The sequence below is a fragment of the Streptomyces sp. NPDC029466 genome (genome assembly GCF_055574515.1).
Map to the genome: position 1 here is coordinate 59288 of NZ_JBVHZH010000047.1, position 8313 is coordinate 67600.

The 8313-nt window shown below is 74.2% G+C and carries 7 protein-coding genes; 4 read left to right on the forward strand and 3 right to left on the reverse strand.

Annotated features, from left to right (window positions below):
• Positions 1–126 precede the first annotated feature (126 nt).
• Positions 127–1371: an MFS transporter gene (locus ACZ4XD_RS30065; RefSeq protein WP_468047185.1), complete on the reverse strand. Its 1245-nt coding sequence runs from the start codon at positions 1369–1371 to the stop codon at positions 127–129.
• A gap of 138 nt (positions 1372–1509) precedes the next feature.
• On the opposite strand from ACZ4XD_RS30065, the gene ACZ4XD_RS30070 reads away from it, so the two are divergent.
• Entirely contained in the window at positions 1510–2439 is a 930-nt protein-coding gene (locus tag ACZ4XD_RS30070; protein ID WP_468047187.1) for a LysR family transcriptional regulator, read from the forward strand.
• Positions 2440–2531: 92 nt separating this feature from the next.
• On the opposite strand, the gene ACZ4XD_RS30075 is transcribed toward ACZ4XD_RS30070, so the two are convergent.
• Positions 2532–3482: an L-tyrosine/L-tryptophan isonitrile synthase family protein gene (locus tag ACZ4XD_RS30075; RefSeq protein ID WP_468047197.1), complete on the reverse strand. Its 951-nt coding sequence runs from the start codon at positions 3480–3482 to the stop codon at positions 2532–2534.
• Entirely contained in the window at positions 3479–4747 is a 1269-nt protein-coding gene (locus ACZ4XD_RS30080; RefSeq protein ID WP_468047189.1) for a cytochrome P450 family protein, read from the reverse strand. Before ACZ4XD_RS30080 ends, ACZ4XD_RS30075 begins: the two co-directional genes overlap by 4 nt.
• Positions 4748–5027: 280 nt before the next feature.
• On the opposite strand from ACZ4XD_RS30080, the gene ACZ4XD_RS30085 reads away from it, so the two are divergent.
• From ACZ4XD_RS30085 to ACZ4XD_RS30095, 3 genes are read left to right on the forward strand one after another with little or no spacing between them, the layout of a single operon-like run.
• Complete coding sequence (locus ACZ4XD_RS30085) at positions 5028–5309, forward strand: hypothetical protein (protein ID WP_468047191.1); 282 nt, start codon at positions 5028–5030, stop codon at positions 5307–5309.
• A complete protein-coding gene (locus tag ACZ4XD_RS30090; RefSeq protein WP_468047193.1) occupies positions 5306–7708 on the forward strand; it encodes a heavy metal translocating P-type ATPase in 2403 nt (800 codons plus the stop codon). Before ACZ4XD_RS30085 ends, ACZ4XD_RS30090 begins: the two co-directional genes overlap by 4 nt.
• Entirely contained in the window at positions 7705–8178 is a 474-nt protein-coding gene (locus ACZ4XD_RS30095; RefSeq protein WP_468047195.1) for a copper chaperone PCu(A)C, read from the forward strand. Before ACZ4XD_RS30090 ends, ACZ4XD_RS30095 begins: the two co-directional genes overlap by 4 nt.
• The last annotated feature ends 135 nt before the right edge of the window (positions 8179–8313 follow it).

An 8313-nucleotide genomic window follows, 5' to 3' on the forward strand; every position in this document is an offset into this window, starting at 1 on the left:
CTTGCCCCCCCCCCCCCCCCCCCCCCCCCCCCCCCCCCCCTCCCCTCCCCCTCCCCCCCCCCCCCCCCCCCCCCCCCCCCCCCCCCACCGCCTGTTGGCCACGGCCGACGCCCCGCCCGGTCATTGTCAGAGGTAACTTGCAGCCACTTCCCGTTCATGCTGCGGCGCGTGCTCGCGCCGGGGGAGCAGGAGCGGGGTCGCCAGCATGAGGAGACCGGCGGCCGCGATCGCGCCGCGGGGGCCGATCAGGGCGGCCAGCAGGCCCCACAGCCCGGTCAGGGCCGCGGTGGTGGCCTTGCTGGTGACCGACCACGCGGACAGGGTGCGGGTGACCCGGTCCGGTGCCGTCCGGTCGAGCCGGTAGGTGGCGAACACCGGGTTGAACACGCCCATGCAGGCGATCAGCCCCAGCTCGACGACCATGACGAGCACCAGCCCGGCGGTGCCGGGGCCGACGAAGACCAGCCCGAGCGACCAGCACGCCCGCAGCGTCCCGGCCGTCAACAGGACCTTGTGCTGCCCGAACCGGGCGACGAGCCGGCGGGCCAGTCGTGCGCCGATCAGCCCGCCGACGCAGGGCACCGCGAAGGCGAGACCGTACTGCCAGGGGGCGAACCCGAGCCGGCCGAGCAGAAGGACGGCCAGCAGCGGCGACGTCGCCATGATCAGGCCGTTGACCAGGACCGTGTTGAAGAACAGCGGGCGCAGCGCCGGGTGGGCCAGGAGGTGGCGCCACCCTTCGAGCAGGTCCCCGGCGCGGAGCCGTGGCGCACCGGTGCGTACGGGCCGCGGTTCCTTGCCGCCGATCGCACGGATTCCCGCTGCCGAGAGCAGATAGCTGACCGCATCGGCCAGCACGGTCAGCACCGGACCGAACAGCCCGGTCGCGGCCCCGCCGAGCGGGGGACCGAGCACGGTGGCGGTCCAGTTCGTCGACTCGAACCGGGAGTTCGCGACGAGCAGGTCCGCCGGCCGCACCAGCGCCTTCAGACAGGCGCCGCCGGCCGCGTTGAAGGTGATGTCCGCCGCGACGACGACGACCGACACGACCAGGAGCTGGACGAAGCCGAGCAGACCGAGGACGAACGCGACGGGGACGGTCAGCAGCGCCGCGCACCGCGCCAGATCCATCGCGATCATCACCGGCCGCTTGCGGCGGAACTCCACCCACGGGCCGAGCGGCACCGCCACCACCGCCCCCACCGCCGGCCCCGCGGCGGCCAGCAGTGACACCGCCGCCGGCCCGCTGTGCAGCACCAGCACCGCGAGCAACGGAAAGGCGTCGAACGCGAGCCGGGTCCCGAACGCACTGACCCCGTACGCCGCCCACAGCCACCCGAACTGCCGCCCCAGCGACCGTCTGCCCCCCACGCCCACCACTTCCCTTGATCTCCGCCCGAACAACTTCACGTTGACCGGATCCATCAAAGCCAGCAGCAAGCCACCCGATCAAACAACCAAACGACCCGGCAGGCCACAACCACACGTTGTGTGAATACACTGCCGGGCGTGGATCTCACCGCCGTGCGCACCGTCGTCGCCGTCGCCGACGCGGGACAATTCCAGGACGCCGCCACCACCCTCTCGATCACCCAGCAGGCCGTCTCCAAGCGCATCGCCGCGCTGGAGAAGGACCTCGGCGTGCGGCTGTTCACCCGCACCGCGCGCGGCGCCCGGCTCACCATCGACGGGCAGGCGTTCCTGCCGCACGCCCGCGAGCTGCTCCGTGCCGCGGAGCGGGCAGCGGCTTCGGTCCGGCCCGGCAGCCGCGCGCTCCGCATCGATGTGATCGGCCGGCGCCTCTGTCCGGCGGGTCTGCTGCGCGACTTCCATCGCGCGCACCCCGACACCGAACTCGACGTGGTGACGCTCTTCGACGCCGACGCGGCCTTCGCCGCGGTCCGCTCGGGCACCATCGACGCGTCCTTCCGCGCGGTCACCCTGCCCGCGCGCCGGCTCCCCGACGGCGTCGAGGCCGCCTGGGTCTTCGACGAGCCCATCCAGCTGCTCACCGGCCCGGCCCATCCGTTCGCCACCGCCCGTACGGTCACCCCCGCGCAGCTCGCCGGGCACCGGATCTGGATGCCCGGCATCGTCGCCGGTACGGAATGGGCCGCCTACTACGAGGACCTGGCCACCGAGTTCGGCCTCACCATCGAGGTGACCGGCCCCGACTTCGGCACCGAACCACTCCTCGACACGATCGCCGACTCCGCCGCACTGGCCACCTTCGTCGGTGAGAACACCCGCCTCGTCTGGCCCGCCGGCCAGGACTTGCGACGCGTGCCCGTACACCACCCGACGCCGGTCTACCCCCACTCCCTGATCTGGCGCACCGACAACCCCCACCCCGCCCTCACCACCCTGCGCGGCTACCTCGGCTCCACACGGCCGGCCGACCGCGCGGACGGGGCGTGGACGCCACGATGGGCGCGGTGAGCGATGTCGGGGGGCGGGGGCAGGGGCTGGGGTTCGGCCTTCCGGTGCTGTGGTGATTCGTCACCACGGCGGGTGACGCCCACCCCGCCCCCTCACCCGGCCATGAAGTGGCTCGGCCGCCCCTGGCGATACACCAGCCGGCCGAGCCGCTCGGCCTCCGACCGGTGCAGCAACTCCCGCCGCCCGCCGGGATGTTCCAGCACACATGAGTGCCAGGGCGTCAGCCACGCGTCCGGCGCTTCGAGCAGCCGGATGCCGAACTTGGCCGAGTCCCGCGGCTGCGGATGGATGGAGAGCCGGAACGCCTCCGGATGGTGGGCGGCGATCAGCTCGCCCCAGGCGCAGCTGCGCTGCATCACCCCGTACGCGCGCCGCCGGCAGCTGCGCTGAAGGGCCGAACGGGTCCCCGCGAAGGCGACGGAGTCCTCGAAGAGGAACCGGGTGATGCCCTGGTACAGCCGCCGGGTCGGCTCGTCGGTGCGGGTCAGGGACCGCAGGGTCTCCAGGTCCGGGGCGTAGCGCTGGTGGACCAGGGACCGCTTGGCGTCGTGGGACAGCCGCTGACCGTAGACATCCCGCAGATCGAAGACATCGAGCCGGGTCAGACCCTCGTCGTGGATCAGTGCGCGCAGCGCGTCGGCATAGGCGTCGATGTCGCGGTCGGGCACCTGAATGAGATCGCTGAAGACATGTCCGTCCGAGCAGATGACCACCCGCGCACCGGGCGGGTGGAGGGCCGCGATCCGGGCGCAGAGCGCGTCCAGGAAGCGCAGGGCCAGCCGTTCGCCCTCATCGGGGAGGTGGCCCAACACCTTGGCCGGGTTGGGGGACTTGCAGGGGAAGCCCGGCAGGGTGAAGACGATCGGCTCGCCCGCGGCCACCGGGACGGCGAGCCGCCCCAGGTGGGTGGGGAAGGCGTCGGGGGCCTCCCCGTGGGCGGGCTCCAGCGTGCGCCGATAGGGCAGGAGCGCGGCGAGCACCTCGGCACAGCGGGCCGGGAGGTCGGAGGACGCCCCCGGACGCGGAGGCGCCGGGCTGGTCAGCACGCGGCATCGGGCCCGTTCGCACCGGAGCCCGCGTACGGGCAGCCGCCGTAGGTCACCGGCAGCCGGCCGACACCGCGCGCCAGGACGGCCGGGGTCCAGGCCAGCTCGTCCTCCGGGACGGCGAGCCGCAGGTCCGGCAGCCGTCTCAGCAAGGTGCCCAGAGCGACCTGGAGTTCGATACGGGCGAGTGCGGCGCCGGGGCAGAAGTGGATCCCGTGGCCGAAGGCGAGATGCGGGTTGGGGGTCCGGTCGAAGTGCAGGGCGTCCGCATCGGGGAACTGCCGGGAGTCGCGGTTGGCCGCGCTCAGCGACACGATGACGGAGTCGCCCGCCGGGATGCGGGTGCCGTACAGCTCGGTGTCCTCGGCGAAGAACCGCCAGGTGGTCAGCTCGAAGGCGCTGTCATGGCGCAGGAGTTCCTCGACGGCCTGCGGCAGCAGTTCGGGCCGGCCGGCCAGCCTGGCGAGCTGCGTGGGGTGGCGCAGCAGGGTGACCAGCGCCGTGGTGATCTGGTTTGTGACCGGTTCCTGGCCCGCCACCAGTAGTTGGAAGACCATCGAATCGAGCTCCTCCTGGCCGAGCCGCCCCGTGTCGCGGGCGGCCACCAGCCGGGAGAGTAGATCCTCGCCGCTCTCGGCGCGCTTGTGGCGGACCAGATCGGCGATGTACTGCTGCAGCCCGCGCAGCCGCGCCTCGTACGCCGGCCGGCCCGGGTCCTCGGGCCCCACGGGCTGGACGACCTTCCCCCAGTCCCGGTCGAAGCGGTCCGCGAACTCCTCTGGCAGCCCGATGACTTCGGCGAGCACCTGGAAGGGGAAGCGGGCGGCGAAGACCTCGACCAGGTCGGCACCGCCGCTGTCCGGGAGCCCGTCGAGCAGGGCCTCGGCCATCGCCTGGAAGCGCGGGCGCAGCGCCTCGACCCGCTGCGGTGCGAAGGCATCGGTGATCAGCCGGCGCAGTGCGGTGTGCCGCGGCGGATCCTGATGGAGCAGATGCACCTGGAGCTGGGAGTGCTGGGGCTCGGGCATGATCGAGGCGCGGGCCCGCCAGGCCGCGTTGCCCCGCGAGTGGTGCTTGCCCAGCCGGGGGTCGGTGAGGGCCCGGTGCGCGGCTTCGTAGCCGGTGACGAGCCAGGCGCACACCCCGCTGGGGAAGCGCACCCGGTGGACCGGCCCGCGCTCCCGCAGCTCGGCATACAGCGGATAGGGGTCGCGTTTGTACTCCGGCCCGTACAGCTCGACGAGTTCGGACGAAGGTGACACAGCGTTCTCCTCAAGTGTGGGGGAGCGGCGCCTGGTTGGCGCGGCGTTGGAGAGGTCGGACAACGGGCGCCCCGAGTTCCCGCCGAGGGAGATTTCGGCCTGGCGGCAGCAACGCGCGGGGTGCGAGGGACACTGGGGGGACACCCGGGGGACACCGTCCAAACCCAGTTAGTCGGGCGCGGAAGCCGGTGAGTTCCGGCGGCGGAACGGGACAAACCTCACGTGCGCACAAGCCCCGGAACGGCCGCTGGGCGCCGCCGTCAGCTGCCACGATGACGCGATGTCCAGCTCTTCGGCCGACCGCAGTCGGCCCCCTCTTCGCCAGGCCGTCACACGGCTGCTGCCCGCCCGGTCGGTCATCGGTTTCCTCGCGCTGCTGGTGGTGCTCGGCATGCTGTCGTACGCGGCAGGCGCCGCCGTCGGGCCGGTGGCTCCGGGGCTGCACCCGGCCGGCGGCACCCGTATGGGAGGGTCCACGCCCACCGATGACGGGGACATGGGCGGGATGCACGGCATGGGTGCCCCGGCGCCCCGCCCGGTGCCGGTGGGAGCACCGCGATGACGCCGGAGCCGCGGCCCGTCACCCCGTCGCCGGACCTCGCCCCCGCCCCGGTCCGCAGCACCACCCTCACCATCGGCGGGATGACCTGTGCCGCCTGTGTGGGCCGGGTCGAGAGGAAGCTCGGCAGGCTGGACGGCGTCGCCGCCTCGGTGAATCTCGCCACGGGCCGGGCCACGGTCAGCCACCCCGCGGCGGTCTCCGTCACCGACCTCATCGGCACCGTCGAGGCGGCCGGGTTCACCGCACAGCTCCGCGAACCTGCCCCCGAGCCGGCCCCGGGGGACCGGCTGCCGCCCACCGGCCACCAGGACGCCGAGGACGCCCGCGACGCCCCGGAAGCCGCAGGCCCCCAGGACCCGGCGGATGACGGCACCCGCGCCGAGCGGCACCGGCTGCTGGCGGTGGCCCTGCTCTCGCTCCCCGTCCTGGTCCTGTCGATGGTGCCGGGCTGGCAGTTCCGCAACTGGCAGTGGCTGTGCTTCGTGCTCGCTGCCCCCGTCGCGGTCTGGGGCGCCGCCACCTTCCACACCCGTGCGCTCCGCGGACTGCGGCACGGCGCGGCAACCATGGACACCCTGGTCTCCCTCGGTGTCGCGGCCTCCTTCCTCTGGTCCGCCTATGCGCTGTTCCTCGGCGGGGCCGGTGCGCCGGGGATGACGATGCCGTTCAGCCTGCTGCCCACCGCGGGCGACGGCACGGCCCACGTCTACCTCGAAGCCGCCGTCGGCGTACCGCTGTTCGTGCTGGCCGGACGGCGGATGGAGGCCAGGGCCCGGCGCGGCACCGGCGCCGCGCTCCGCGCGCTGGCCGAACTCGCCGCCAAGGACGTCGCCGTACGGACGCCGGACGGCGAGCGGCGCATCCCGGTGAGCCGGCTGCGGGCCGGCGACCACTTCCTGGTCCGGCCCGGCGAACGGGTCGCCACCGACGGCACCGTCGTGGAGGGCAGCTCCGCCCTGGATCTGTCCCTGATCAGCGGCGAGAGCCGCCCCGTCGAGGTCGGTCCGGGCGCGGCGGTCGTCGGCGGCGCGGTCAACTCCGGTGGCCTGCTGGAGGTACGGGCCGACGCGGTGGGCGCCGACACCCAACTCGCCCGCATCACCCGGCTCGTCGAGGACGCCCAGACCGGCAAGACCAAGGTCCAGCGGCTGGCCGACGCGGTGGCGGCCGTCTTCGTGCCCGCCGTCCTGACCGTCTCGGTCAGCGTACTGGGCTTCTGGCTCGGCGCCGGGGCCGAGCCGCAGGCGGCGATCACCGCCGCGGTGGCCGTCCTCGTCGTCGCCTGCCCCTGCGCGCTCGGGCTGGCCACCCCGACCGCGCTGCTGGCCGCCACCGGCCGGGGCGCCCAGCTGGGCATCCTGGTCCGGGGACCGGAGGCGCTGGAGCGGCTGCGCCGCATCGACACCGTCGTTCTCGACAAGACCGGCACCCTCACCACCGGCCGGATGAGCGTCACCGCCCTCACCCCGCGCACCGGCGGCCTCGACGCCGCGGCCGCGCTGCGGCTGGCCGCCACCGTCGAGCAGGGCTCCGAGCATCCGCTGGCCCGCGCCGTCACCGCCTACGCGGACGAGCAGCAGCCGGACCAACCACTGCCACCCGTCACGGACTTCAGCGCCACGCCGGGGCACGGCGTTCGCGGCACCGCGGACGGCCGCCGGGTGGAGGTCACCCGGCCCGGTGACCTCACCGGCCTGCCGGCGCCGCTGCCGGACGCGGTGCGCACCGCGGAGACGGCCGGCCACACCGCCGTCCTGGTCATCGTCGACGGCACCCCGGAGGCCGTGCTCGCCATCGGTGACGCCCTCCGCCCCGACAGCTATCGCGCCGTCGACCGGCTGCGCCGCCTGGGCCTGCGGCCGGTGCTGGCCACCGGCGACCGGGCCGCGACCGCCCGCGCGGTGGCCGGCCATCTCGCCATCACCGAGATCCATGCCGAGGCCCGCCCCGAGGACAAGGCCGCCCTCGTCACCACCCTCAAGGAACAGGGCGGCCGGGTCGCCGTCGTCGGCGACGGGGTCAATGACGCGGCGGCCCTCGCGCTCGCCGACCTCGGGATCGCCATGGGCAGCGGCACCGACGCCGCGATCGGCGCGGCCGATGTGACCCTGGTACGCGAGGACCTCCAGGCCATCGCCGACGCCGTGCACCTGGCCCGGCGCACCCTGGGCACCATCCGCGGCAACCTCGTCTGGGCCTTCGGCTACAACCTCGTCACCCTGCCGCTCGCCGCCGTCGGCCTGCTCAGTCCGATGCCGGCCGCGGCCGCCATGTCCGCCAGCTCACTGCTCGTCGTGGGCAACAGCCTCCGGCTGCGCGCCTGGCGGCCGGGCGGCGCCGGCACGTCCGCCCGCCGCCCCCACAGCCCGCGGGCACAAGCACGTTGGGAGACCCGATGAAACGGCTGCCCCTCTCGGCCGTCGCCGTACCGCTGCTCACCTGTCTGGTGACGCTCAACGTCCTCGCCCTCTGGACCGCCACCGGCAACGCGGGGACCCCCGCGAAGCTGAGCGTCCCCGAGGGGCGGGTGCTGATCGCCGGCGGCTCCGAGGCCACCGCCGCGTTCTTCACCATCCGCAACTCCGGTGGCGCGGACGACGTCCTGACCGGCGTCACCGGCCCGGCCGGCCATCGCGCGATGCTCAGCCGCACCGTCGACATCGGGAACAACGCCCGGAAGATGGCGATGGTCCGCACCGTCACCGTCCCTGCCGGCGCCGCGCTGAGGATGACGCCGACCGGCCTGGACGTCATGGTCAGCCCGCCGCCCCGGCTTGCGCCCGGCGACCGGCTCACCTTCACCCTGCACTTCCGCCACAGCCCACCGCAGACCGTACGGGCCCGGGCGGTACGCCCCGGTGACGGGTGAAGCGGCCGGAGCCACGGCGGGGGGGGGGGGGGGGGGGGGGGAGGGGGGGTGGGGGGGGGGGGCGGGGGGGGGGGGGGGGGGGTCGCAAAATTCTGCTGGGCCACCGTCGCATCCCCTGTCCCCATCTATTCTCCC

Coding starts and splice junctions, on each gene's coding strand:
- ACZ4XD_RS30085 (WP_468047191.1), top strand. CDS start 5,028: ATGTCCAGCTCTTCGGCCGACCGCAGTCGGCCCCCTCTTCGCCAGGCC.
- ACZ4XD_RS30090 (WP_468047193.1), top strand. CDS start 5,306: ATGACGCCGGAGCCGCGGCCCGTCACCCCGTCGCCGGACCTCGCCCCC.
- ACZ4XD_RS30095 (WP_468047195.1), top strand. CDS start 7,705: ATGAAACGGCTGCCCCTCTCGGCCGTCGCCGTACCGCTGCTCACCTGT.